We start from the raw sequence: 24,322 nt of genomic DNA on the forward strand, positions 1-24,322 counted from the left end.
TAGGACTCGACCGCGAGAGCGCGGCGTCGAAATCGACCGGTGCACCTCTCCGCTCGTGAGGGCCAAGCTGGGGCCATGCCCTTCAGCATCAGCTCCGCCGCCCTCGAAACCGCTGTCGCCGACCACCTCCCGTGGCTGCGCGACCTCTACCGCCACTTCCACCGCCACCCGGAGCTCAGCATGGCCGAGCACGCGACGGCGGACCGGATCGAGCAGGAGCTCACCGCGCTGGGCCTGGCGACGCAGCGCATCGCCGGGACGGGCGTGGTGGCGGTGATCAGCAACGGCGAGGGTGCCACGGTCCTGGCCCGCGCGGACATCGACGCGCTGCCGCTCCAGGAGGACACCGGCCTGGAATACGCCTCCCAGAAACCGGGCGTCATGCACGCGTGTGGCCACGATGCGCACGCGGCGGCACTGCTGGGCGCCACCCGCATCCTGGCCGAACACCGGGACGCGTGTTCAGGCACCTACATCGCGGTGTTCCAGCCGGGGGAGGAGACGGCCGCCGGCGCCCGCGCGATGGTCGGGGGCGGCCTGCTCGATCAGGTCCCGCGGCCGGATGTGGCGCTGAGCCAGCACGTCATGCCCACGGCGGCCGGCACGATCGGCAAGGTCGCGGGTCCGGTGCTCTCGGCCGGCGACTCGCTGAAGATCACCATCCACGGCCGGGGCGCGCACGGCTCGATGCCGCACACGGCGGTCGACCCGGTGGTGCTGGCGTCGTCGATCGTCCTGCGCCTGCAGACCATCGTCTCGCGCGAGGTGGAGCCGGGGACGTTCGCGGTGGTGACGGTCGGCTCGCTCACGGCGGGCGCGAAGGCCAACATCATCCCGGACTCGGCGGAGCTGCTGCTCAACATCCGCACCTACGACCTGGCGGTGCGCGAGCAGGTGATCGCGGCGATCGAGCGCATCGTCCGCGCGGAGTGTGCGGCTGCCGGCGCCCCGGCCGACCCGCAGTTCCACTACTACGACCAGTACCCGCTCACCCGCAACGACTCGGGCGTCACGGACACGGTCACCGAGGCGTTCGTCGAGCACTTCGGCCCGCGCGCGGTGTACGAGGCCAGCCGGGTCACGGCGTCGGAGGACTTCTCGCTGATCCCGGACGCGTTCGGGGTGCCGTACACGTACTGGACCGTCGGCTCGGTGGATCCCGCCCGCTACCGGGACGCGGTCACCCGCGGCGCGGTGAGTCAGGAGATCCCGGCCAACCACTCGCCGCACTTCGCGCCGGTGGAGGAGCCGACGCTGCTCACGGCGACGCGCGCCCAGGTGGTGGCGGCGCTGGCCTACCTGGGCGCCGGTCGCGAGGCCGATTAGGAGACGACAAGGACGACGACAACGACGACGAGGTCCCGCCTCCTCACGCCCCTGCGGTCGCCGCGTCCGCAGTTCAGGCGTGAGCGCTGATGAGCTCGTCCATCGTCTCCCCGGAGTGCTCGGACCAGAGGCGGAATGCCGCGGCTGTCATGGCCGCGGCGGCATAGAGGGCGGCGGCCGGCCCGTGCTCGCGGATCACGGTGCGCAGACCGGTGGAGGCGTCGCAGTCGAGCAGAACCGCCTCACTGAGGCGGGCCATACCGTCTGGTGTGTCGGGGCGAGATGCCTTGTCTCGGACCGCGGCGATCACCTCTGCGGGAAGCTGCGGCGCCACCGTTTGGGCGAGTTGGGCGAAGCGGGTCGCCACGGTCAGCGCATCGGGGATCGGCGGGGGAGTGGTCTCGGCGGACAGCTCCAGTGCCTCAAGGAGTCCGCCGGCGGCCGAGGTGTCGTTGCGCGCGTGGGCGTTCAGGACAGCGCGAACGTGAGCGACGGCAGCGGCGTGGCGCTGCTTGGCGCGCTCCATCCCGGCGTCGAGTTCGGCGACGGACGCGGTCCACACATCGACGCCCTCGCGGGCCAGTAGCGGGGCGAGTAGGTCGAACTGTGCGCGCTGTTCCGGGGAAGCCATGCACACATTGTGTCCGGTGTCCCCGCGGGAGCGCGCCCGGCCGCCCGGCTCGGCTGATGCCTCCGCGCCTGGCTAGGCCGCCCCGTCCCGTCTCGCGCGGGCGAGCACCGTGGCGACGCCGGCCAGGAAGTCCGCGCTGCGCCGCGCGGCCTGCTGCTCGATGAGTACGAGATCCAGCGTCTGCGCGACCGCGGCCTGATCGGCGCCGGCGTCCAGCCGATCGAGAGCTACTGTCGCGGCGTACGCCTGACCTTCGTGGAACGCCAGATCCGGGAGTACGGCCTCGAGGGCCCGGGCCAGCTCGCCGGCGGGTCGATCTTCGAACGCCGTGCTCACAGATATGCGGTACTGCTCGAACCGGTCCTGGGCGGCTTCGAGATCCTGGCGTAGGTCCGCGGTCTCAGGCATGGGCCGGCGACTCTGCGTCCGTGAAGTCGGCGTCGACAAACAGGTCGAGCATGCCGGTCATGGAGGTGAACGCTCCCACCAAGCTGCCGGTGAGGCTACTGACGTCGGTGCCTTGGCCGCGCAAAAGGTTGAGAATCTGCATCGAATAGGCGAAGTGACCCTGCTCGAGACTGAAACAGTGATCGAGGCCGTTGAGGTAGACCCCCGCGACGAACATGCCCTCATCGGGTTCATCGCAGGGAAAAGACAGGCCCTGCAGGTCGTCGTGGATCTTCAGCCAAGAATCGCTCAGCTGGTCGCACATTGCGGTCACTTCGTCGCGCCACGCCTTGGATCTGAGTGCCTCGCCTAAGCCGGACAGGGCGCCGAGCATCCCTTGGAACAGCTTGTAGTCATCGTGGCCCACTTGGTAGACCGCCTCGTCGTCGAAGCGGAGGGTGTCGGGCCACTCGTCGACGACGAACGCATCGAGGGCGGGGAAGGCCTCGTCGAGGTTCTCCTGCACTATGCGTTCGCCCTCGATCGACATCGTCGCGCCCATGGCTTCGGCTGCGTACTTGTACGCGAGGTAGAGCGTTCCGCGCCTCTGCTTTGCGAAACGGTGGAAAGAGGGCCCGGTCAGGGAAGACTTCGGTGGCTTGGTCAGATCCTGGTCGGGGTTCATGCGGTAGAGCATGGCGATGGCGAGCACCCACCCCTCGTCCCACAAACGAGCCGTGAGCGGATGGTGGTTCGCCGGCCCCTTCTTTGCTTCGAGCTCACGCAACTTCATCGCGAAGTCCAACCACGCTCCGATCTCGTCACGACTGAGGTCTATCCCGAATTCGGGCAGATCCTCGGCCGCCCGGTCGATCCGCTGATCTCGCTTTCGCAGGTCAGCCTGACGGCCCTGCTCCTCGCGGGCGAGTTTGCGGGCGCGCTGCTCCTCGGCGTTCGACACCGTGACCTCTTCTCTTGAGCCGGCGACCGGCGGTTGCGCGGCGCAGAATGCGAGCCCGCGTCGACTGGATTACTTGAACGAACCTAAGACGCACTCCGCGGTCACGGGCGAACCCCAGGCAGGCTCATACCCGCCAAGCTGTTCTAGGACGGCGATGAAGTCGACCGCCTGCCATCTGCACGTTCACGCTGCGCAACCGCACTCGCCTGTGTGCGCTCAGGGTCTTCAAGGACATCCTGATGCTGCAGACGTTGCTGTGGCCTGACGAGATCCGCCCGGCGATTCTGGAGGGGTTGGACAAGGAGGCCAAGGTCCGGCCGCAGTAGGTCAAGATGGCGGCGTCGCTCATCGAGACCATGGCGGCGGACTTCGAGCCCGAGAAGTATGAGGACGACTACCAGAATCAGCTCACGGAGTTGATCGAGGCCAAGGCGGCCGGCGGTGAGGCGTTCACGGTGGAGGAGAAGGAGTCGTCGGACGATGACGGCGACGACGAGGTGGCCGATCTGCTCGCGGCGCTGCGGGCGAGTGTGAAGGACCGGGGCGGCAAGGCGGACGATGCCGACGACCAGGACGACGACGAGGACGACGACAAGAGTGACGACCAAGACGACGACGACGAAAACTCCGGTTCCGCCAAGAAGGCCACGAGCCGAAAGAGCTCGAGCACCTCGGCAAAGAAGGCGCCGGCTAAGAAGGCTCCCGCGAAGACTACTCACCATCCGCACCTACGACCTGGCGGTGCGCGAGCAGGTCATCGCTGCGGTCGAGCGGATCGTCCGCGCGGAGTGCGCGGCTGCCGGCGCCCTGACCGACCCGGAGTTCCACTACTACGACCAGTACCCGCTCACCCGCAACGATCCGGGCGTCACGGACACGGTCACCGAGGCGTTCGTCGAGCACTTCGGCCCGCGTGCGGTATACGAGGCCAGCCGGGTGACGGCGTCGGAGGACTTCTCGCTGATCCCGGATGCGTTCGGGGTGCCGTACACGTACTGGACCGTCGGCTCGGTGGATCCCGCCCGCTACCGGGACGCGGTCTCCCGCGGCGCGGTGAGCCGGGAGATCCCGGCCAACCACTCGCCGCACTTCGCGCCGGTGGAGGAGCCGACACTGCTCACGGCGACGCGGGCGCAGGTTGTGGCCGGATATCATTCTTGGCTAGGTACACGACCTGGGACATCTATTAGTTCCATTGGTGCTGGCCAGCGGCATTTCGAAACAGCTGAACGCTTGGACAGGTCGAAGAATCCCGCTGCGATTCAGTTTGTTGACACTTGTGGACTGGACCCCTGGTTTCTATAGTGATCCGAAGTCGGTAGCTAAACCTGAGCCCCCCCTTCAGGTTGTCGCCGACTTCGCCGCGATGAGCGGGAACGCAGACCAGTCATCTCGGTCGCGACCGGGCATCGTGGAACGGAATCACCGGCGGCCGTTGGACCCCCACCGCGGCCGCTGGTGGTTCGCCCTTCGGCGGGTCTCACTCGCGGCTAGTGTCGCGTGTCGTTAGTTCCTAAATGCTTGGGTGTTTGGGAGAATGGGTCATGCCCAATAACCCGGCTCCGGCTTTGATTCTTCGTGATGGTGACCGCGAGGAGTTGGAGTCGTGGACGCGGTCAACGTCGATCCAATCGGGGTTGGCGATGCGGGCGCGGATTATCCTGCTCGCGGCGGAAGGTCAGGCGAACTCTCGGATCGCTGACCGGGAGCGAACGACGCCGACGACGGTGTGGAAGTGGCGAGGCAGGTATGAGGCGGATGGGATCGCGGGCCTGTTCGACGAGTCGCGCTCTGGCCGGCCGAAGCGGATAGATGACCAGAAGGTCATCACCACGACGTTGACTCCTCCGCCGAAGAAGTACGGGGTGACGCACTGGTCCTCACGCCTGCTGGCGGATCATCTGAAGATCGGTAACGCCACCGTGGCCAGGGCGTGGCGCAAGTTCGGGGTGCAGCCTTGGCGGGCCGGAACGTTCAAGTTCTCCACCGATCCCGAACTGTTCGCGAAGGTCACCGACGTGGTGGGGTTGTACTTGGCGCCACCGGACAACGCGATCGTGTTGTGTGTTGACGAGAAGAGTCAGATCCAGGCGCTGGATAGGACCGCGCCGATGCTGCCGATGCGCACCGGGAGCATCGAAAGGCACACCCACGATTACAAGCGGCACGGCACCACGACTCTGTTCGCCGCGTTGGACATTGCGACCGGGCACGTCACCGGCGCGGTCAAGCCGAAGCATCGCCATCAGGAGTTCCTGGCGTTCCTGCGTCAACTCGACCGCGCCTACCCGGAGGTTGACCTGCACTTGGTGATGGACAACTACGCGACCCACAAGACCCCGGCGGTGAAGGTGTGGCTGGCACAGCATCCGCGGTTCCACGTGCACTTCACCCCGACGTCCGGATCCTGGCTCAACCTCGTGGAAGTCTGGTTCGGGATCATCGACCGGCAGGCCATCCGCCGTGGTGTCTTTACATCTGTCAAGGACCTCAATGCCAAGATTCGCCAGTTCATCACGGGCTGGAACGACCGCAAACACCCGTTCGTCTGGACTAAAACTCCCGAACAGATCCTCGCGAAAGCGAACCCTAAACCAACTTCAGAAACGCGACACTAGCTCTCTGAGCCGACGCCGCGCTCGAATCGAGCGAATCCGCTGGTGAGGGAGGCCCTGTAACCTACCGACCGCCTCGCTATCTGCACGTTCGTGCTGCGCAGTCGCACTCGGTTGTCGTGCGCTCAGGGTGCGCACGGACGTGCAGATGCTGCGGGCGTTACCGTGGCCGGATGAGATCCGCCCGACGAATCTGGAGGGGCTGGACAAGGAGGCCAAGGTCCGGCCGCAGGACCTCAAGATAGCGGTCTCGCTGATCGAAACGATGGCGGCGGATTCCAAGCCGGCGAAGTACGAGGACGAGAACCAGAATAAGCTCAAGGAGTTCATTGATGCCAAGGCGGCGACCGGTAAGGTGTTCATGGTTCAGGAGAAGGATCCCTCGGGCGGCGATGACGGACGAGGGGGCCGCCCCGTTAGCGGCGCTCCGCGCGAGGAAGCAGGGCCAGGGGAAGGTGAGGTTGAGACGGATTCTGGCGACAAGGTCTCCGACTCCATGCGCCAGTCGGCCGCACGAGAATGCAGCGGGTCAGCGGGTAAGCAGGCTCCACTGAAGAAGGCGTCCGCCAGTAAGCCACCTGATGCTCGGAGCGCCAAGCCACCAAGCTCTCAGAAACTACGGGATAAGGGACCGCTGGCGGGGCATGTTGACCGCTATGCAACGTTCATTCGGCGGCGAAACCGACAAACCTTGAGTTGTTGACTTCTCCACCGAGACGCAAGACTCACGCTGACGACCCACCGGTCACCGGACCCGCACCGTGCGGCGGGACGGCTGGAGGCCGCTGCACCCCACCCCGGACACCAGCGAATCGCTGTAGGTGAAGGAAATCGGGTCCGCTACCTTAGCGCCAGCACGCGGGTCGGAGGAATGCCTTAACATAGCCCCCTGTCTCGTGTATCAGGGCGTAGCGTCGTGATATCGAAGTGGGGCGGGGTGTGTCGGTCACGAACACCGCCTCGCCGAAGCATTGCTCGAAGTAGATCCGCACCCGCGACACATGGCCCCAGTACGTGACTACAAGTAGCGTTCTCCACCCCCGGCTGCGGGCGATACGGGCTGCAGCCGTGGTCTCGCCCTCGGTGGTGTCAATATCGGGCGCGAAGCACTCAACCTCAACGCTCCGGCCTTCTGAAGTGTAGAGGGGAGAGGATGCGCAGTACGACGCGAGCACGGACCCGTAAGAGCCGTCAGCACTGGGTGGTTTCGAGACCAGGATGCGGTCGGACACGCCTTCGTTGGCGAGCCGCCGTGCATAGGCGTATCGGTCGTCGTTCGTGCCCGCTACCACCACGATTGCGTCCACCGAGCGGGGCGCATCAACCCGCGGATAGAGGACGGCGCTGGCAGCCGTGAGCCCCGAAACTGTAGCCGCTAACAAAAGTAGTGTCGTGGCAACAAGCGTTGTTCTGTGCTGGCGGGGTCGGCGTCTCACACGGTAAGACTACGGAGCCCGCCTGAGGGCTTGCTCGGGAAGCAAGTGCCCCAAGTCGAGACTCTGCGGGTGAATCCATGTTCATCCTGTGAACGACCAGTGTGGAGGTTCGCCTCAGCAAAGTAGTATCAACGGCTGGTTCGATTTTCGCCCATCGAACTGGGCAACTTTTGTGCGTCACTACCTCGAGGAAAGGAACCTGGAGTGGATCTGCGGGACCTACTGTCTGTACTGCGCGCCCGCTGGATCGCCATCGTGGCTGCGACGCTAATAGGAGCTGTCCTAGGACTCGCAGCGAGCCTTCTAACGACCCCGACTTACCAGGCGAAGATTCAGTTCTACGTGACAGTTGCAGGCGGAGAGTCCGCCCTCGCCGCTTATCAGGGGTCCTTGGGCGCTCAGCAGCGAGTGCAGTCCTACGCGGCTCTTGTCAAGAGCACAGACATCACTCAGGACGTCGTTGACAGTTCCGGGGTCGACCTCACTGCAACTCACGTGTCGGAAGCAGTTACGGCAACCGCCGATGCGAAGACCGTGCTACTCGACGTAGCGGTAAACGACTCTGACCCGCAGCGCGCGTTTAAAATCGCGCAGGGATTCGGTCAGGTGCTTCCGGAGGCTATAGAGGACCTCGAGACCCCTGACGGTGGAGGACCTGCCCTCGCAAGGTTGAGCGTGGTCAATCCCCCGGCGCTACCTACAGCTCCGGTAGCACCAAGGACAGAGCAGAACATCGCGATCGGTGTCGTGCTGGGCGTCCTCGCTGGAGTCGGCATTGCGCTCCTCGTCAACACCCTGGACCGCCGGGTCAAATCTAAGGAACAGTTAGAGTCCATCGCAGGGAAACCGGTTGTCGGCTCAATACCGTTCCGCAAGAACGACGACAAGCAAAAAGGGGCAGAGCACATTGTTCCCTTTCGTGATGGGCACTCCCCGGCGGCCGAGAGTTTTCGCCGCCTGCGGACGAACCTACAGTTCTTGAACGTGGACCGCCCGCCCCGCGTCTTCGTCCTGACCTCATCAGTTGCAGCTGAGGGGAAATCCGAGACAACGATCAACCTCTCGTTAGCTCTGGCCGAGTCCGGTAACCGAGTCCTCATCATCGAGGCGGACTTGCGCCGGCCGCGGGTGGTCAGTTATATGTCCATGCCCGACAAGGTGGGGCTAACTAACATCCTATCCGGCCGTGCCGAATTCGCCGATGTGGTGCAAGAAACGCGCCACGCAGGCGTGGACCTGTTGGCGTGCGGCCCGCTGCCGCCTAACCCCTCCGAACTCCTAGCCTCCGAAATGGCGCGGCGCCTCATTGATGACTTGCGCAGCAAATACGACTATGTAGTAATCGATTCCCCGCCGCTTCTCCCTGTGACGGACGGCGCTCTGCTCGCTCATATCAGTGACGGCGCGTTGCTGGTGGTGCGTTCGAACCGCACTACAAGCGACCAAGTCGCGCAAGCGGTTGACAACCTCGAGAAGGCAGACGCGGCCCTATTGGGCCTCGTGGCGGTCGCTAACAAGCCGGCTAAGAGAAGTGACACCGGATATTACGACGCGTACTACTCTTCGTCGAAGACGCCAACGAGCTAGGCGGAACACCGATTTACATCGATGCGCACCCACGTCTCTCCCTAAGGAACTAGAAATGACCTATCGTGTCGGCTGGCACACCAGCGGCCGTTTCGGCGGACTAACGGTGTCGCCATGGATGCTAGCTGACTCCATTCTTTGGGCAACGGCATTCACCTTAGCGCTGTGGATGCGTTTCGATTTCTCAGTAGCGCAAGTCGCGAATTCGATGGGGACGCAGCGCTTCTACGCGGTTCTGATCGGCTTTGTGGTGTTAGGTTGCGGCGTCGGATGGTTCGTTGGTCTATATAGAGGGCGGTTTGTCCCCGGAAGCGTGCTAGAGAGTGGCGTGCTGTCGATGGTGTTTATTGGATCCGCCTTCCTGGTATTCGTGGGCCACGCGATTATTGGCGAAAACGGGGAGATTCCGAGGTCGGTTCCCTTAATAACCGGGGCGTTGATCGTACTCGCGGCTTTGATATTAAGATCGCTGGTGCGTGCTAAAGAGCTTTTCGGTGCCGGGGCCGCGAAAGACGCTGAAGCGGTGATAGTATTCGGGGCAGGAAGCGGGGGAAGGCAGCTTGTCCGCCAATTCCGAAGATCAGTGACCTCGAAATACAACCCAGTTGGCATTTTGGACGATGACCCGAGCAAACGGAATATGGTAATCGAAGGCGTGCGGGTGCATGGCGGTCGTGACTATCTCGAGGCACTAGCAACGCGGACCGGAGCAGGAACGCTCATTGTCGCCGTGCCGAGTCTACCTGGCGACGACTTGATAGACGTTCGCGACAGAGCTGAAGCCGCGGGTCTAAATGTCTTAGTCCTGCCGCCGTTGGACTCGTTGATGACAGGGCGTGTGGCAGCGACAGAACTACGAGAGATCAACGTAAATGATTTATTGGGTCGCAAGCCGGCGAAGCTGAACCAAACGCAAATAGCAGAATATATTCGGGGGAAACGAATACTGGTTACTGGCGCCGGCGGATCGATAGGGTCCGAGCTGTGCCGTCAAATCATTAGGTTCCGTCCGGCCGAGCTCATGATGTTGGATCGGGATGAATCCGGCCTGCACTCGGCACAATTATCAATAAGTGATCAGGCGATGCTGGACGGCGATGATACGATTCTCGCATCCATCCGAGACCGCGATTCAATTATTGACATTTTCGCTAAGCGTCGACCTGAGATCGTGTTCCACGCTGCGGCACTCAAGCATATGCCGCTTTTGGAGAGATACCCTCTAGAAGCCTTGAAAACAAACGTGCTGGGTACTCTGAACTTGCTTGATGCAGCAGAGAGTACCGGAGTAGCCACATTCGTAAACATCTCGACGGACAAGGCAGCTAATCCCTGTTCGTCATTGGGTACTAGTAAGCGAATCGCTGAAAAACTGACGGCGACGAAGGCGGCTAGTAGCAGCGAGGGAAAGTACGTATCGGTCCGATTCGGAAACGTACTAGGATCTCGAGGTTCGGTGCTGACTGTATTTGAGAAACAGATTGAGAACGGGGGCCCGCTGACAGTTACCGACCCTGAAGTCAACCGGTTCTTTATGACAATTCAGGAGGCCTGTCAATTGGTTCTTCAAGCAGCGGTTGTCGGCGACAGCGGCGAAACCCTTGTCCTTGATATGGGCGAGCCGGTAAAAATTGCGGATGTTGCTAGAACGCTGATTGAGCAGTCCGGGAAGAGTATCGAGGTCGTGTACACCGGGCTACGAAACAACGAAAAGCTTGCAGAAGAGCTGTTTGACGACTCCGAAACCCCGGTCGTCGGGGAAAAGCACGAAGCGCTCTCTGAAGTGCGGGTTCCCCCAGTTGACCTAGATTTAGGCTATGTGCTGTCGATAAAAACGAACGAAGATGCTCGGTTATGGCTGGATGAGAATTCCAGCACCAAGCCGAAATTATCATGGGAGAAAGCGTGAAGATACTTATTACTGGGGGCGCCGGCTTCATTGGCTCCAACCTCGCACGTATGGCGACAGTGGCGGGTCACGAAGTGCGCATAATCGATGATCTCAGCACAGGAAACATGCGGAACATCGATGGCCTGAACGTTGATTTCAGAAAAAACTCCTTCCTGGATAAGCAGGCGCTTTCGTCGGCCATGGACGGGATCGATTCTGTAGTCCACCTGGGTGCGCTAGGTAGTGTGCCGCGAAGCGTTCAGGATCCTGTAGCGACTCATGAGGCAAACGCGACCGGCACGCTTAACGTGCTTCTCGCTGCTCGTGACGCAAGCGTAAGCCATGTCTCGGTCGCGTCGTCGTCGTCAGTCTATGGAATGAACCCTGCGATGCCCAAAAGCGAAAGAGAATGGGTACGAGCAATGAGCCCGTACGCTGTAAGCAAGCTCGCAACTGAACAGTACGCATTGGCGTTTCAGCAGGCGTACGGCATGAGCACACTGGCGTTCCGGTTTTTTAATGTTTACGGGCCCTGGCAGAGGGCGGGTCACGTTTACGCTGCGGTTATCCCGATATTCATTGACTCGTTATTGAGAAACCAGCCTTTGCCGATAAACGGAGATGGTACGAATTCAAGAGACTTTACGTACGTTGGTACTGTTTGCGAAGTGCTGTTGGAAGCCGCAGAAAAAAAGGTGACGCATGCCGAGCCGGTGAACTTGGCCTTCGGTACCAATACCTCTTTGCTAGAACTCGTCGGCCAGATTGGCTCGCTGGCCGATAGCGCGCCAACAGTTGAATTTCGTGACCCTAGACCTGGAGACGTGAAGCACTCTCAAGCGGTAAATAGAACGCTTACCGGCCTGTTTCCGAATGTAATACCGGTCCCCCTAGAAATCGGACTAGACCGCACTTTCAACTGGTTCGTTGAGGAGTATAAATGAGTACGCTGGTTGTAATCGGGCAGGGCTATGTTGGTCTGCCAATGGCGCTCCGAGCAGCGCAAGCTGGTCACGAAGTGATCGGTTTGGACCTGAACGAGACGGTCGTTGAGAATCTAAACAGAGGCACGTCGCACATCGACGATGTGACGAGCGGCATGCTTGCGGCTGGGCTAGAAGGCGGCTACAAAGCCACTTTGGATCCCAGATGCATAAGGGAAGCCGACGTCGTGGTTGTTTGTGTGCCAACCCCCTTGAGCGCAGACGGTGGTCCCGATCTGCGGGCGGTGGAGGCGACCGCTAGAACAATCGGCGAACATGTCCAGCCGGGTGCAGTTTGCATCCTCGAATCTACTACTTATCCGGGAACCACGGAGGAGATTTTTGCTCCGCTGGTGACTGCTAATGGTTATACGGTTGGCAAAGACCTACATGTTGCTTTTTCGCCCGAGCGAATTGATCCAGGGAACCAGATTTACGGCGTAAAAAATACGCCGAAAGTCGTCGGAGGTATCACCGAACAGTGCACCGAAAAAGCTCGCGACTTTTACGCCTCGTTTATTGACACGGTAGTTCCGGCTAAGGGGGCGAAGGAAGCGGAGATGGCGAAGCTATTGGAGAATACGTTTCGCCATGTGAATATCGCGCTGGTTAATGAGATGGTTCGCTTCTGCCAGGAGTTGGAGATTGACCTCTGGGACGCGATTGATGCGGCATCAACTAAACCGTTTGGATTCATGGGGTTTAGGCCCGGGCCGGGAGTTGGGGGTCATTGCATTCCAATTGACCCGTCCTACCTTTCGCATAGGGTGAAGGCAAAGCTCGGGTATGCGTTTAGGATGGTCGAGCTCGCCGAGGAAATTAACCATGCCGCTCCTTGGTATGTTGCCGACCGGTGCAGAGCCATTCTGAATAACGAGCGAAAGCCAGTTAACGGTTCGCGCATTTTGTTGCTCGGGGTTACTTATAAGCCCGACATTTCAGACCAGCGTGAAAGTCCCGCCATACCGCTCGCTAACAGGCTCAACGCTTGGGGCGCGGATATTCGTTACTACGATCCTTTCGTGCCATTGTGGGAGTTCGGCGGCGAGACTCAGATGGAGGGAGAGCGGGAGCTAGAGGTCGCTTTAGGCGAAGCGGATCTGGTAGTGCTGTTGCAACCGCACTCATCGATCGACTTGGCTTTAGTTCAGGCGACCGCCACATGCGTGCTCGACACTCGTGGGGTGATGAGTCGCTCTAAAACCGTACATCTACTCTAACGAGGAATAGTCATTTTAGTGCCCTGTTCCTGCCGGCAACCCCGGCGGGTGGCGCATGACCTGTTGCAAGGAAGACCGGGTCTTCAATCCGAGGGCTCCAAAGTGCGAGGAGGGCGGGTCTATGTGCGGAATAGCAGGAGTGGTATCGGATCGATCTGGTGCGCCGTTGCAAGAAGCTGTTTTCTCGGCGATCGAGGCATTCAAACATCGCGGCCCTGACGAGACCGGTTACGGCGAGTGGCCGGGGACGTTCTTGGCCATGTGTCGGTTATCTATCATTGACTTAAAGCACGGCTCGCAGCCCGTCTACTCAGAGGACGGCGGTGTCGTCGCTGTCTTCAACGGGGAAATTTACAACTACCGGGAATTGGCAAAATCTCTGCGGGAACGTGGCCACGTTCTGAACTCTGATGCCGACTCAGAGGTCCTGGTGCATCTGTATGAAGAGTGCGGTACAGCTTTCCTAGATAAGCTCGACGGCATGTTCGCTATCGCGCTTTATGATAGGAAGGAAGGCGTATTCCTGTTGGCTCGCGACCGGCTCGGTAAGAAGCCGCTGTATTACGCTAACGTTCCTGGGGGCGGCCTGGCGTTCGCTTCGGAGCTTAAGGGGCTAGTTCCGCTGCTTGATCGTCTAGGAATATCAGCGACGGTTTCGGATCAATCGATCTTTGACTATCTTTCCTTCGGTGTTGTACCGCAGCCGGGCACAATCTACAAAGAGATTCGCTGTATAGCGCCTGGTTCCATGATGGTAATGAGTGCGGCTGGTTCAACAGTCACTCAATACTGGTCGCCCACGTTTGAGCCAAAGTTGAGGCTAAGCTACGAGGATGCCAAAGCGAAGACTCGCGAGCTAGTTGGCGCGGCGACGAAGAAGAGACTTGTTTCAGATGTGCCGGTGGGCGTTTTCCTTTCCGGTGGAGTTGACAGCAGCGTCGTAGCGTATGAGATTGCTAAGCAAGGCGGAATAGGTGTCGACGCATTCACAGTTGGTTTCGAGGGTTTCGCGAACGACGAGTCGATGGTGGCGCAGCGGACTGCGAAGAGGTTTGGTCTCAAGAGTCATTCTGTCAGCTTACCGCTATCTCCAGCGGAGCTCATCCCGAAGGTCGTCAAGCATTACGATCAGCCTTACGCTGACTCAAGTGCAATTCCAAGTATGGCGATCTCGGAGTTCGCGAGCAAGCACGTAAAGGTTGTGCTGAACGGAGACGGAGGTGATGAGCTGTTTGCGGGGTACGGTCGCTATTTGATGACGAGATACCTCCAGCGTGGCCTTACTACTCCACCTCGTGCTCGAAAGTTCTTCAGCTTGTTAGAACGCCCAGTGTCGCACGTGCCGGGCAGCGCAGGACGCCGGATTGGGCGGTTGCAGCGGAGTCTTGCTGCAAGCTGGGAGCAACAGTATCTGATGTGGACCGTCGATATGTTCGACACCAGAGACAAGGAACTTGCATGGATCGGTAACCCGCAGAGTCCGAGCGAACGGATAGTCTCCGAGCTCAATATTCCAGCTCTGAATATGCTTGACCGGCAGATTAATGCGGAGCTATCTATAGTTTTGCTTTCCGACTTGCTGGTCAAGATGGATATGGCCACTATGGCGCATTCGGTTGAAGCAAGGTCCCCGCTGCTAGATTTCCATCTCGCTGAATTCGCTTTTCGCTTGCCTGCGAATTTTCGGGTCCGCAACGGTCGACGTAAGGCATTGCTTAAGGACTCTTACCGGGGTCTCATCCCGGACGAGGTTATCGACTCTCCTAAGCGCGGTTTTTCCGTACCTATGGGGGAATGGATGGGCAACGATTTGCGCCCGATGGTCGGTGACTTGTTTGAATCCGGAGAGCCCTTGATTTCGTCGTATCTCGATCCCATGTTCGTTCGACGCTTGTTCAATGGCACCGAGATGGCGAACAAGAACACTGATTTTCTTCGGTATAGTCTGCTTGTTTTGGAGCTATGGCTGAGGGATCGCCCTTAGTGGTCAGCTAGTCTCATCACTTCGCGGAATTCAGCTGTTCAATCTCATTGTTCTTAGTGGGCGAGAACTGTATTCGAGTTGATAGGTCATTTTCACATTAGTTCGGAGAGGTGTTCGGATTATGATTATGAGAGTCTTTAGAAAGATCGCGGACCGACTGTTTGTACGAGTCGCCCCGAGCCGCTACCTTCGCGCTAAGGGCGTTTTGTTCGGCACCAATTGCTCGTTTCTCGATGTGTCTATCGCTACTTTTGGCTCGGAGCCATATTTGGTGTCGCTTGGTAGCCGGGTGCGCGTGACTTCGGGGGTTAGGTTCATTACCCACGACGGCGGTGTATGGGTGGCGCGAGAGGATGATCCTAGGTTGGATGTCTTCGGCCGCATCGTGGTTGGGAACAACGTCTTCATCGGTGTGAATTCTATAATTTTGCCCGGCGTCAACATCGGCGATGACGTCGTGGTCGGAGCAGGGTCGGTTGTGACTAAAGACGTTCCAAGCGGGTCGGTGGTTGCTGGTTGCCCGGCGCGTGTTTTGGATTCCGTGGAAAGCTATGTAGCCAAGTCGTCGAGAAAGGGAGTACCTACTAAACAGATGTCAGCAGTCGAGAAAAGACGGTTCCTGGAAAGCAGCGTATGGCTGTAGCTGTCTGGAAACTGCCTGTTTTGCGGAAAGAAATAGGCGCGTGATCTAGTCAGTTCATTCACCACCTTCTGTCATTTCGATCTAGGAGCGGTAGTGCTACGGTTAGGTTCGTTCGTGAGGGGTGATACCTTCCGCGCCACTGTAATCCGATTTATCGCAATTGGTCTAGGGGTTCTAGCCAGTGTGTTGATGGCGCGATTGGGGGGTGCCGAGACGAAAGGTTCTTTTTCTTCGATAGTTGCAGCGGGCAACCTTTTATTTGCAGTGATTAATTGTGAATTGGCTTCGGAGGTGGTCCGGCACGGCAAGAAATCTGGATCTCAGGAGCGGTCTGCGTACTGGATGGCACCATATTGGGTCGCATACTGCGTTTCGGGCGCCGTGCTCTTTGTATTGTTGCATCCACTGTTGCCGTTTTTAGCCTACGTTGTCGCGGCAGCGTGCGCGATAACTGTACTTAATCAGGCCGGCGTTATTATGAATGGCCGATATGGTCCGATGCGCTTTGCCGTCCTGGTGCTTGTTCAGCAAGCTTCAGTTTTGCTTATTACTATCGTTTTGGGCCTCTTGGGTGGCCTGAATGAGGGCACGACTGTGATCATTGTCGTGGGGAGCATGCTGACGGGCGTTGCCTTGTCGATACCGACACTGTTCCGCGTTGGCGAATCGTCGCAAGTGGCTCGACCCAAAGCGTATAAATCGATCCTACGCGGTGCTCACTGGGTACCTAATCGAGTCAGCCAGATGGCGTTGAGCCGAGCGGACCTCTTGGTTGTGTACCTAATCGTTGGTCCGGCCGGAGCCGGCATTTATTCGGTGGGTATTTCGTTTAATATTTTGATTGAGATCGCTCCCAGTCAATACAGCTGGCGCGCCCAGTACCTCGCGGCCAATGGAATGGCTCATTCAGTACCTCGGATGGTTAGAAAGGCCCTGTTTCTCGGCTTGGTTTGTGCCGGCCTGGTTGGCTTGGTCGGGTATCCTCTAATTGTTTTAATGTACGGCCGAGAATTTGAGCCCTCGTATCCTGTGCTTCTCGCTAGCCTCGTCGGTGCTGCGGCGCTTCCACCGTATCAGACCTTTTGCAATTCGATTCGCATAACTGGTAGTCACCGAATTCCGACGGCGACTGGCGCATTAGGCGTGGCGGTAATGCTTGCATGCATAGTACCGCTGACTAGTCTCTTTGGACTGGTTGGTGCGGCGGTGGCGTCGTCTCTCGGCTGCTTTTGCGCATTAGCGTCGATGGCGGTTGCATACCGAATCTATATACGTTGACTCCTAGTGATTTCCACGTGGCCGTGTCCTCCTGCCGGGGCGCCTTGCCTTTCGAGTTGATGGTGGCCATGAGGCGCTTGTGCCCACTCTATCTATACTGACGACGGAGGTTGTGTCTTCGGTCGGCATGGCGGGATGAACTGAGGTAAGCCTCCGTGTGAGGTTTGAAAGCGACTAAGCATCTACGCCCACAACGGGTGTCTTCGTGTCCCATGCTAACGCGACATCGACGCCGAGCCTGTCAAGAGTTCTGTGTAACAAGGTGGTCAGAGCTAGCGGTTAATGTGGTTGGCTGGTAGGGCCAGAAGGTACTGCGATTCCGGCGACTTGGTGCTTCGCGGGCCACGTGGGGTGGTCTGCTTGGGGCGAGGCGTCGCGAATGCGCCGTCTTTTCCTTTTTGATGAGGCTCGCGTGGCCGACTAAAAGGCCATGGTGACGTTGGCGCTGGCCGGGCATAGCTACAGCGAGATTGTCGCCGCCGTCGGATGCTCGCGCCGGGAGATCGCGGCGGTGAAGATGACGATCACCGCGTACGGCATCACCGCCGGCCAAGCGGCGTCGATGAACCCGGCCGAGATTGCAGGGACGTTCTTCGACGGGCGCAAGCGCGTCTCGGAGGATTACGCCAAGCCCGACTTTGACCAGGTGCTGGCGTCGATAATAGTGCCCCATAGGGTGGTGTAACTCGGTGGCCGAGATCGTCTCCGACATCCGTGTCGTTGATGGATGTAGAGCGGCCACCGCGTGATCCTTCGAGTCAACCGTCTAAAGAATCCTCGAGGAGTCATCGCGATGACCGCACCCCATATTGTCGACCCTGCAGGCCTGCTTACCCAAGCCCTCGCCGACGCATGACCGGATCTGATGCGTGAGCTGCTGCAGACCATGATCAACGTATTGCTTTACGCCGACGCCGACAGCGCATGGGGCGCCGAATGGAACGCCCGCACCACCGACCGCACCAACCGCCGCAACGGCTACCGCCTCCGCCCCTGGACACTCGCGTCGGCACCGTCGACCTCGCCATCCCGAAGTTGCGCTCAGGCAGCTACTTTCCCGAGTGGCTTCTCGAGCGCCGCAAGCGGGCCGAGTCCGCGCTGATCACCGTCGTGGCGGACTGCTACCTGGCCGGGGTCTCGACCCGCCGGATGGACAAGCTGGTCAAGACCCTGGGCATCGACTCGCTGTCCAAGTCGCAGGTCTCACGGATGGCCGAACACCTGGGCGAGCAGGTCGCCGCGTTCCGGCACCGCCGCCTGGACGAGGCCGGGCCGTTCACCTTCGTCACCGCCGACGCCCTGACGATCAAGGTCCGGGAGAACAATCAGGTCGTCAAGGCTTCGGTCCTGTTGGCCACCGGGGTCAACGGCTACGGCCACCGCGAGGTCCTGGGCATGCAGGTGGCGACCAGCGAGACCAAGGCCTCGTGGAACACCTTCTTCGCCGACCTGGTGGCCCGCGGCCTGGGCGGGTCCGTCTGGTGACCTTCGAGGCCCACGCCGAGTTCGTCGAGGCGATCGCGGCGAACCTGCCCGGCGCGGCGTGGGAGCGCTGCCGCACCCACTACGCCGCCAACCTGATGGTCGTGTGCCCCAAGTCGGTGTGGCCGGCCGTGAAAGCGATGCTGCACAGCGTGTATGACCAGCCCACCGCTACCCGCGGTGCACGAGCAGATCGACCGGCTTCTGGAGTACACCGACGGCAGGCTGCCCGACGTCGCCGACCACCTCGGCGATGCCCGCGGGGACCTGCTCGCCTTCACCACGTTCCCCGACGACGTGTGGCGACAAATCTGGTCCAGCAACCCCACCGAACGGCTCAACCGAGAGACCCGCCGCCGCACCGACGTCGTGGGGATCTTCCCCAACCGCGAGGCAATCGTCCGCCTCATCGGCGCGGTCCTGCCGAGCAGACCGACGAATGGGCCGAAGGGCGCCGCTACCTCGGACTCGAAGTCCTGAAACGCTGCCGACTCACACTGCCCACCGACAGCGACACCAGCTCACCACGGAGGTGACCACCGATCCACTGATGCAACTACCCGCCTGAGCAACAACGAAGGATCAAGAACCAGTTACACCGCTACTAGGAGCTTGATGAGTATGTCAAGCCCCGGGTTTTGTAGAGGGTGGTTATCTGGCGTCGATGAGGTCGTCGACGGACTCTGGTGCCGGTTCGACCGCCGTGTGTTGTGCTTCGTACTCCGCCGGTGGGACGTAGCCGATCTCGCCGTGAATCCGGCGGTGGTTGAACCAGTCGATGTACTCGGGGACGGCGATCTCGAGGTCGTCGATTCCTCGCCACGGTCCCTTGTGGCGGTTGCGAATCAGCTCGGCCTTGAACAGGGAGTTGAACGCCTCGGCCATCGCGTTGTCATAGGAGTCGCCGCGTGAACCCACCGAGGCCACCAGGTCCTGTTCTTCGAGCCGTTCGGTGTAGCGCAGCGCTCGGTATTGCACGCCGCGGTCGCTGTGATGAATCAGTCCGCTGAGGTCGTCGCAGGTGTGGGTGCGCTGCCAGATCGCCATGTTCAGCGCGTCCAGGGCCAGATCGGTGTACAAGTTCTTGGACAGCTGCCACCCGACGACCATCCGCGAGTAGACGTCGATGATGAACGCCGCGTACACCCACCCGGCGTACGTGCGAATGTAGGTGATGTCGGCGACCCAAAGTTGATTCGGGCGCTCGGCGACGAACTTGCGTTCCACCAGGTCAGCGGGCCGCTCAGTCTCAGCCCTTGGCCGGGTGGTGCGCGGCGACTTGGCCCGCTGGACCCCTTTGAGGCCTTCGGCTCTCATGAGGCGTTCGACGGTGCAGCGGGCGACCTGGTGGCCGGCGCGGCCCAGCTCCTTCCACATCTTCCGGGCTCCGTACACGTGGTAGTTCTCCTCGTACATCGTGGTGATCGCAGCCGTCAGTTCGGCGTCGCGAACCGACCGCGCTGAGGGCGGCCGGGTCTTGGCGGCGCAGTAGGACGAAGGCGCGATCGCGGCGCTGGTCTCGGCCAGTGCGTCGCAGATCGGCTGGACACCGTGTTCGTCCTTGTGGCGGTCGATGAACTCGACCTTCAGCGCTGTGGACGGTCCAGCTCCGCAGCGAAAAAAGCCGACGCCTGCTTCAAAATCGTGTTCGCCCGCCGTAGCTCGCGGTTTTCCTTCTCCAGCTGGGCCAGGCGGGCGTCGCGATCAGCCGAGACCGACGAGGCGTCCTGGCCCTCGGCCTGGGCTTTGCGGACCCAGGTCCGTAGTGCTTCGCGGTGCACGCCGAGGTGCTCGGCGACACGCACGATCGCACCATGCGAGCGGTCGGGGTCGGACAGTGCTTCCAGCGCCATCCGCGTCGCGCGTTCACGAAGCTCATCCGGGTACTTGCGAGGTGCTCCCATATTCCCAATGATCCCTTCCCGGGTAATCGATGTCTCCATCAAACCCGGGGCGATGCAGACCTCGCTGTTGCGGTCTACCGGTCGCGGAGTGCGCGGCATCGTGCGGGCGGTCTCGGCGATGATGCACGAGTCCCGGGCGTCGGTTTTCGACCGCCTCGGATACAGGTCCGCCGCTTTCCGCATGGCCAATCCTGGCAGTTAGCGACCTAGTAGCCGCAGTCTCGAGCGACTGCGATTGCCAGTGCCCGATTGTGTTCGGCTGATCGACGATCAACAGGAACCCCCGTACTGCTGCAGGCCGACGAACACGTTCTTCAGAGCAGCTTCGTCCTGGACCAGGGGTTTGTCGTAGAGGCGGGAGCCGTCCTCGGCGAGAGTGCATGCGTGGTGGGCGCTCTCGCCAACGTCCGGTCCCACGTACACGGCGTAGTGCTCGGACGTGGCGATACTATGCTTCTGAAGTACCCCTGCTAGTCACCGTCTTGCCACCCGATGCCGACACCCACGCCTGCGAAGAAGACTCCACCGGGAGGTGGGCCGCGTCCCCATCAGCGGTCAACGCGCGTCTCTCGAGTAGGTGGCAACACTTCCGGACCATCGATGGCAGGGCAAGAAAGCCATGCCCACTCGCGCGACCAGACCCCCGGCTATCGGAGGTCCAATAACGGTAACGGGCTATATCCGGCACGTGCGGCGGCTTAATGGGAGCGCACGCGTATCGAAGTCCCTAACTCTCTCCAAGCACTTCGTCCAAGTGGCGGGGACCAGCCAGCTGCAGTGAGCCATGAATCGTCTTGGTCTTGACCAAACCACAGCATCTCAATACGTCGAGCATTCGGAGCGATGGCGGGGGCAGCTCGACCTGCCAGCTCAAGAATTCCGCTCACTGTGCGCGCGAGACCACGGGGAATTACAAAAGGGCGTTTCCCGCCGAGCAGCTCCATTAGATCCAGCGCTGTCAACCCTTCCCACGGGTGGATGACGACGCGCGGAGGTGGAGATGCGGTTGTTGCGAGAAATTCAATCGCAGAAGCAACGTTTTCAACGAGTGCCTGTGGGCTGTGTTGACTACCAGGAGCCGCAACGGTCGCCAGGGGAGAGGCTGCAATGCGCGTCGTCATCGAAGTTACCCGCCGACTAACCGCATGAACGCTTGGGGGTCTGTAGATTATCGCGGAAGGATACTCCTTGTGGACTAAACGCTCCCCCTCCGCTTTCGAGTGCGCATACGCGGAAAACTCTTCAGTTACGGTGGTCTCATCTAGTCTAGATCGTCGGCCTTGGACGACCGCGCTACTGACGTGGACTAGTCGCGCAACGCCAGCTAATCGCGAGGCTCGTGCTACTAGAGCGGGGGACAGAGCGTTCGCCGCGAGGAGGACCCCTCGATCCTTCTCGGAGGCGTCTGGATTGCCGGCACAGTTCACCACAGCTTCGACTGCTTTGAATAGGTCGATCATGCCGTCATCTACTCTTAGTTCAGAAGCTGGGTTCTCGGGGACACTAGGTGGCGAAACCCGGGGCGCGCGGACTGGCACAACTTCATGACCCCGGTCGGTCAACGACTCTCGAACTGCGGACCCTACGAACCCGTTGGCTCCAACCAAAGCTATGCGCATGGGTTAAGGGTAGCGGTCTTAAGCTCTAGGTCAATCGCTCAGGCCGGATGTCCGAGAGTTCCTCAGCATACTGGAGTAAGTCGGGAAGCGCAGACAGACAAAGCGCTGGGACTAGAGCCCTGGCAGCGCCAAGCATCGTCGTAGACGACAGGCCACTGGTGAGAGCCACCACCCCTGCCAGCGCAGCCACATGCCAGTGCTCCCAGCCCTCCCGGTCGGCCAGCCGCTGGTAGGCGTGACTGCGATGGGCTTCCATGAGTTTTTCGCCACGATAGGCCCGCCTGGCCATAGTCGTTCCTGTATCTACCAGATAGAAACCGAGCGGCGACAACGACTCGAAAAGCCCCCTTGTGCCGGACCTAGAGAATGACGCTAGCGCCGTCGCAGCGACAATGCCACCGAAGTAATAGCTGCCGGCGTCCCCTAGAAACATCTTTGCTCGGGGTACGTTCCACGGTGCGAAACCCAAGCTCGAGCCTAGGGCTATGGCCGAAGGCGCGGCACTGGACTGGTCCATCTTCAACAGCCTAGAGAAGCCCCATGCGGCTGCGGTCGCGCAAGTAATCCCGTTTACGCCGTCCATAAAATTGACGGCGTTAACGATCGTCGGCAGGGCTAGAGCCCCTACAAGTGCCGACGTACTACCACCGATCGCGAGACCGAGAGCGCCGCCAATTGAAGCCTGCGCAGCCAACCGAAAAGTAGCCGGCAGACCCCACTTATCGTCGGCGAGTCCGAGTGCGGCGAGGGAGCCCACGGCTGCCGCTACCCCAGGATGGGTTTCAAACGGCCCGGTGCGGCCGATGGAGAAGCCAACCGCGGCACCTATGATGCAAGCAGCGCCGCCCCCTCTCGGTGTCGGAACCGTATGTGAAGACCGCAAATTTGGCACATCAACAAGTTGGGCTCGAGCAAGAGCCTTCAAAACAAGCGGGGCAGCGAGCGCGGTCGCAGCAGCCGTCGAAGCGACGACGGGTAGGCTAGTTCGAAACACAAGAGACACCAAGACCTCCAGAAAGTTCGCGGAAAACACTGCCGTTGGCAACGAGAAACAGCCAGTCGGCCAGACCGAGTGCAGGTCAAGTCCATCTCGCTAGCTACGTCGCCCTCGGAAGAAGGATACTAGGTGAGTTATAAACCACTCGCAGGCCTGACTGTGCTTTACGGCACCACTATTGGATCAAGTGCGTGGTCGTTCCTCCGTGGGCAGCTTGCTTTCATGAGACAGCAAGGGGCTGAAGTCCACGTGGTTAGCGCGCCAGATCGACTCTTGGAGAAGACACGGCGAAGAGAGCAAGTTCAGACTTACGGAATTCCGATGGAAAGGGAGATCTCTCCGTTGGCAGACTTGCGTTCACTCTACTCCTGGTTTCGTGTCATCCGTCGTATCAGGCCAGATGTGGTGAACGTGGGAACGCCTAAAGCCGCTCTCCTTGGTTTAATCGCCGGAAAAGCGTGCAGAGTGCCTGTGCGAGTGTATACAGTGCGCGGGCTGAGATACGAAACAACTAGTGGGCTGAAGCGATTATTCCTCAAATCGGCCGAGCAACTGTGTTGCGCGTTGTCTACGCACGTAATTGCGGTTGGGCATGGGGTAGCGAAAGAAATGCGTAGCGCGAAGCTCTCAAACAAGGCCATTATCGTTATCGGTGACGGGTCAAGCAATGGAGTGCCTGGGGCGCAGATAGCGGAGGGAGTATCACGGCTGTCACGTACAGAATGCCGTGCCCGTTTAGGTATCGAAAGAGACGCCTTTGTCATAGGCTTCATTGGTAGAGTTACTTCAGACAAGGGGAGTCAATGCCTATCGGAAGCGCTCAACCTCCTGCGGGGAAAGCAAGATCAATTCCGGTTCGCACTGCTCGTTGTGGGTGACGCTGAAGATGTTGAGTCTGCCAGCGCATTGAAAGATATATCAATCCCCGCGGTGTCAACTGGTTGGATAGATGACACTCTACCAGCCTTTACGGCGATGGATATACTGTGTCATCCAACTAGGCGCGAGGGATTCCCCAACGTAATTCTCGAGGCTGCCGCAGCCCGAGTTCCCGCGATAACTACCCGAGCTACAGGCGCTAACGAGTCTGTGGTGGATCGAGTTACTGGTCTGCTAATCGACGTGGACGACCCTCTCGCCCTTTGTGGTGCTATTCTCGAGTTAGCTAGTGATGCCGAGGGTAGGTTAACTATGGGGCGGCACGCGCAGGACAGGGCTCTTAAAGACTACGACCCTGCGCGGATCTGGGAGGCTTTGGTCGATATTTACCGGGGATTGGAGCCAGTGGACGTTTCGATGTACTAGATATTAAGCACGCCGGGCGCGAACTGTGTTTGACGTGCGATCTACTTAATCATGTGCAATCCGACGCTCGACC

Annotated in this window: 20 protein-coding genes and 3 pseudogenes; 14 read left to right on the forward strand and 9 right to left on the reverse strand. The window is 60.1% G+C overall.

Annotated features, from left to right (window positions below):
- Nucleotides 1-75: 75 nt before the first annotated feature.
- Nucleotides 76-1,326 carry an amidohydrolase gene (locus ABD250_RS02055; RefSeq protein ID WP_344390295.1) on the forward strand — a complete coding sequence of 417 codons (1,251 nt, stop codon included), beginning with the start codon at nt 76-78 and terminating at the stop codon, nt 1,324-1,326.
- A 73-nt stretch (nt 1,327-1,399) separates the two neighbouring features.
- Here ABD250_RS02055 and ABD250_RS02060 read toward each other — a convergent pair whose 3' ends face one another.
- From ABD250_RS02060 to ABD250_RS18035, 4 genes are all read right to left on the reverse strand, one after another.
- Nucleotides 1,400-1,957: a hypothetical protein gene (locus ABD250_RS02060; RefSeq protein WP_182659600.1), complete on the reverse strand. Its 558-nt coding sequence runs from the start codon at nt 1,955-1,957 to the stop codon at nt 1,400-1,402.
- 72 nt (nt 1,958-2,029) lie between these two features.
- A complete protein-coding gene (locus ABD250_RS02065) occupies nt 2,030-2,365 on the reverse strand; it encodes a hypothetical protein (protein WP_182659601.1) in 336 nt (111 codons plus the stop codon).
- Complete coding sequence (locus tag ABD250_RS02070) at nt 2,358-3,305, reverse strand: hypothetical protein (RefSeq protein ID WP_182659602.1); 948 nt, start codon at nt 3,303-3,305, stop codon at nt 2,358-2,360. The genes ABD250_RS02065 and ABD250_RS02070 overlap by 8 nt, the downstream gene beginning before the upstream one ends.
- 143 nt (nt 3,306-3,448) lie before the next feature.
- Nucleotides 3,449-3,913 (reverse strand): hypothetical protein, encoded by a 465-nt coding sequence (locus tag ABD250_RS18035; RefSeq protein ID WP_425551856.1) that lies wholly within the window; start codon nt 3,911-3,913, stop codon nt 3,449-3,451.
- A gap of 133 nt (nt 3,914-4,046) precedes the next feature.
- Here ABD250_RS18035 and ABD250_RS02080 point away from each other — a divergent pair, with 133 nt between their 5' ends.
- The 3 genes from ABD250_RS02080 (at nt 4,047) to ABD250_RS02090 (ending at nt 6,623) form a co-directional block, all read left to right on the forward strand.
- A complete protein-coding gene (locus ABD250_RS02080) occupies nt 4,047-4,610 on the forward strand; it encodes a zinc-binding metallopeptidase family protein (RefSeq protein ID WP_344390299.1) in 564 nt (187 codons plus the stop codon).
- A gap of 239 nt (nt 4,611-4,849) precedes the next feature.
- Nucleotides 4,850-5,923, forward strand: coding sequence for an IS630 family transposase (locus ABD250_RS02085; protein ID WP_182659351.1), 1,074 nt, complete (start codon nt 4,850-4,852; stop codon nt 5,921-5,923).
- A gap of 139 nt (nt 5,924-6,062) precedes the next feature.
- Nucleotides 6,063-6,623, forward strand: coding sequence for a Ku family protein (locus ABD250_RS02090; protein ID WP_182659352.1), 561 nt, complete (start codon nt 6,063-6,065; stop codon nt 6,621-6,623).
- A 142-nt stretch (nt 6,624-6,765) separates the two neighbouring features.
- On the opposite strand, the gene ABD250_RS02095 is transcribed toward ABD250_RS02090, so the two are convergent.
- Nucleotides 6,766-7,227 (reverse strand): YdcF family protein, encoded by a 462-nt coding sequence (locus tag ABD250_RS02095; protein ID WP_338404241.1) that lies wholly within the window; start codon nt 7,225-7,227, stop codon nt 6,766-6,768.
- Nucleotides 7,228-7,560: 333 nt separating this feature from the next.
- Here ABD250_RS02095 and ABD250_RS02100 point away from each other — a divergent pair, with 333 nt between their 5' ends.
- From ABD250_RS02100 to ABD250_RS02140, 9 genes and pseudogenes are all read left to right on the forward strand, one after another.
- Nucleotides 7,561-8,943 (forward strand): polysaccharide biosynthesis tyrosine autokinase, encoded by a 1,383-nt coding sequence (locus ABD250_RS02100; protein ID WP_182659353.1) that lies wholly within the window; start codon nt 7,561-7,563, stop codon nt 8,941-8,943.
- A 55-nt stretch (nt 8,944-8,998) separates the two neighbouring features.
- A complete protein-coding gene (locus tag ABD250_RS02105) occupies nt 8,999-10,852 on the forward strand; it encodes a polysaccharide biosynthesis protein (protein ID WP_344390309.1) in 1,854 nt (617 codons plus the stop codon).
- Complete coding sequence (locus tag ABD250_RS02110) at nt 10,849-11,778, forward strand: NAD-dependent epimerase/dehydratase family protein (protein WP_182658794.1); 930 nt, start codon at nt 10,849-10,851, stop codon at nt 11,776-11,778. Before ABD250_RS02105 ends, ABD250_RS02110 begins: the two co-directional genes overlap by 4 nt.
- On the forward strand, nt 11,775-13,037 hold the full coding sequence (locus ABD250_RS02115; RefSeq protein ID WP_182658795.1) for a nucleotide sugar dehydrogenase: 1,263 nt from the start codon (nt 11,775-11,777) through the stop codon (nt 13,035-13,037). The genes ABD250_RS02110 and ABD250_RS02115 overlap by 4 nt, the downstream gene beginning before the upstream one ends.
- A 121-nt stretch (nt 13,038-13,158) precedes the next feature.
- Nucleotides 13,159-15,021, forward strand: coding sequence for an asparagine synthase (glutamine-hydrolyzing) (asnB, locus tag ABD250_RS02120; RefSeq protein ID WP_206685743.1), 1,863 nt, complete (start codon nt 13,159-13,161; stop codon nt 15,019-15,021).
- A gap of 127 nt (nt 15,022-15,148) precedes the next feature.
- On the forward strand, nt 15,149-15,664 hold the full coding sequence (locus tag ABD250_RS02125; RefSeq protein WP_277817594.1) for an acyltransferase: 516 nt from the start codon (nt 15,149-15,151) through the stop codon (nt 15,662-15,664).
- A gap of 114 nt (nt 15,665-15,778) precedes the next feature.
- Nucleotides 15,779-16,942 (forward strand): lipopolysaccharide biosynthesis protein, encoded by a 1,164-nt coding sequence (locus ABD250_RS02130; RefSeq protein WP_182658798.1) that lies wholly within the window; start codon nt 15,779-15,781, stop codon nt 16,940-16,942.
- A 433-nt stretch (nt 16,943-17,375) separates the two neighbouring features.
- Nucleotides 17,376-17,627: a hypothetical protein gene (locus ABD250_RS02135; protein ID WP_344390313.1), complete on the forward strand. Its 252-nt coding sequence runs from the start codon at nt 17,376-17,378 to the stop codon at nt 17,625-17,627.
- Between the two features lie 108 nt (nt 17,628-17,735).
- A pseudogene (locus ABD250_RS02140) lies at nt 17,736-18,992 on the forward strand (IS256 family transposase).
- An 83-nt stretch (nt 18,993-19,075) separates the two neighbouring features.
- Here the strand turns inward: ABD250_RS02140 and ABD250_RS02145 are convergent.
- From ABD250_RS02145 to ABD250_RS18045, 4 genes and pseudogenes are all read right to left on the reverse strand, one after another.
- A pseudogene (locus tag ABD250_RS02145) lies at nt 19,076-20,328 on the reverse strand (IS3 family transposase).
- Between the two features lie 48 nt (nt 20,329-20,376).
- Nucleotides 20,377-20,775, reverse strand: a pseudogene (locus ABD250_RS02150) (IS110 family transposase); the annotation flags it as partial.
- A 251-nt stretch (nt 20,776-21,026) separates the two neighbouring features.
- Complete coding sequence (locus ABD250_RS18040; RefSeq protein WP_182657636.1) at nt 21,027-21,947, reverse strand: NAD-dependent epimerase/dehydratase family protein; 921 nt, start codon at nt 21,945-21,947, stop codon at nt 21,027-21,029.
- 25 nt (nt 21,948-21,972) lie between these two features.
- Nucleotides 21,973-22,980, reverse strand: coding sequence for an MraY family glycosyltransferase (locus ABD250_RS18045; protein ID WP_422110509.1), 1,008 nt, complete (start codon nt 22,978-22,980; stop codon nt 21,973-21,975).
- A gap of 123 nt (nt 22,981-23,103) precedes the next feature.
- On the opposite strand from ABD250_RS18045, the gene ABD250_RS18050 reads away from it, so the two are divergent.
- Complete coding sequence (locus ABD250_RS18050) at nt 23,104-24,249, forward strand: glycosyltransferase family 4 protein (RefSeq protein WP_422110511.1); 1,146 nt, start codon at nt 23,104-23,106, stop codon at nt 24,247-24,249.
- Nucleotides 24,250-24,322: the final 73 nt, after the last annotated feature.

It is taken from the genome of Dietzia cercidiphylli (assembly GCF_039531545.1).
GTDB lineage: Bacteria > Actinomycetota > Actinomycetes > Mycobacteriales > Mycobacteriaceae > Dietzia > Dietzia natronolimnaea.

Bases quoted from the DNA above. Each gene is read 5' to 3' on its own strand.
- ABD250_RS02065 (WP_182659601.1), bottom strand. From the start codon at position 2,365: ATGCCTGAGACCGCGGACCTACGCCAGGATCTCGAAGCCGCCCAGGAC.
- ABD250_RS02105 (WP_344390309.1), top strand. From the start codon at position 8,999: ATGACCTATCGTGTCGGCTGGCACACCAGCGGCCGTTTCGGCGGACTA.
- ABD250_RS02055 (WP_344390295.1), top strand. From the start codon at position 76: ATGCCCTTCAGCATCAGCTCCGCCGCCCTCGAAACCGCTGTCGCCGAC.
- asnB (WP_206685743.1), top strand. From the start codon at position 13,159: ATGTGCGGAATAGCAGGAGTGGTATCGGATCGATCTGGTGCGCCGTTG.
- ABD250_RS02115 (WP_182658795.1), top strand. From the start codon at position 11,775: ATGAGTACGCTGGTTGTAATCGGGCAGGGCTATGTTGGTCTGCCAATG.
- ABD250_RS02085 (WP_182659351.1), top strand. From the start codon at position 4,850: ATGCCCAATAACCCGGCTCCGGCTTTGATTCTTCGTGATGGTGACCGC.
- ABD250_RS02125 (WP_277817594.1), top strand. From the start codon at position 15,149: ATGAGAGTCTTTAGAAAGATCGCGGACCGACTGTTTGTACGAGTCGCC.
- ABD250_RS02060 (WP_182659600.1), bottom strand. From the start codon at position 1,957: ATGGCTTCCCCGGAACAGCGCGCACAGTTCGACCTACTCGCCCCGCTA.
- ABD250_RS18040 (WP_182657636.1), bottom strand. From the start codon at position 21,947: ATGCGCATAGCTTTGGTTGGAGCCAACGGGTTCGTAGGGTCCGCAGTT.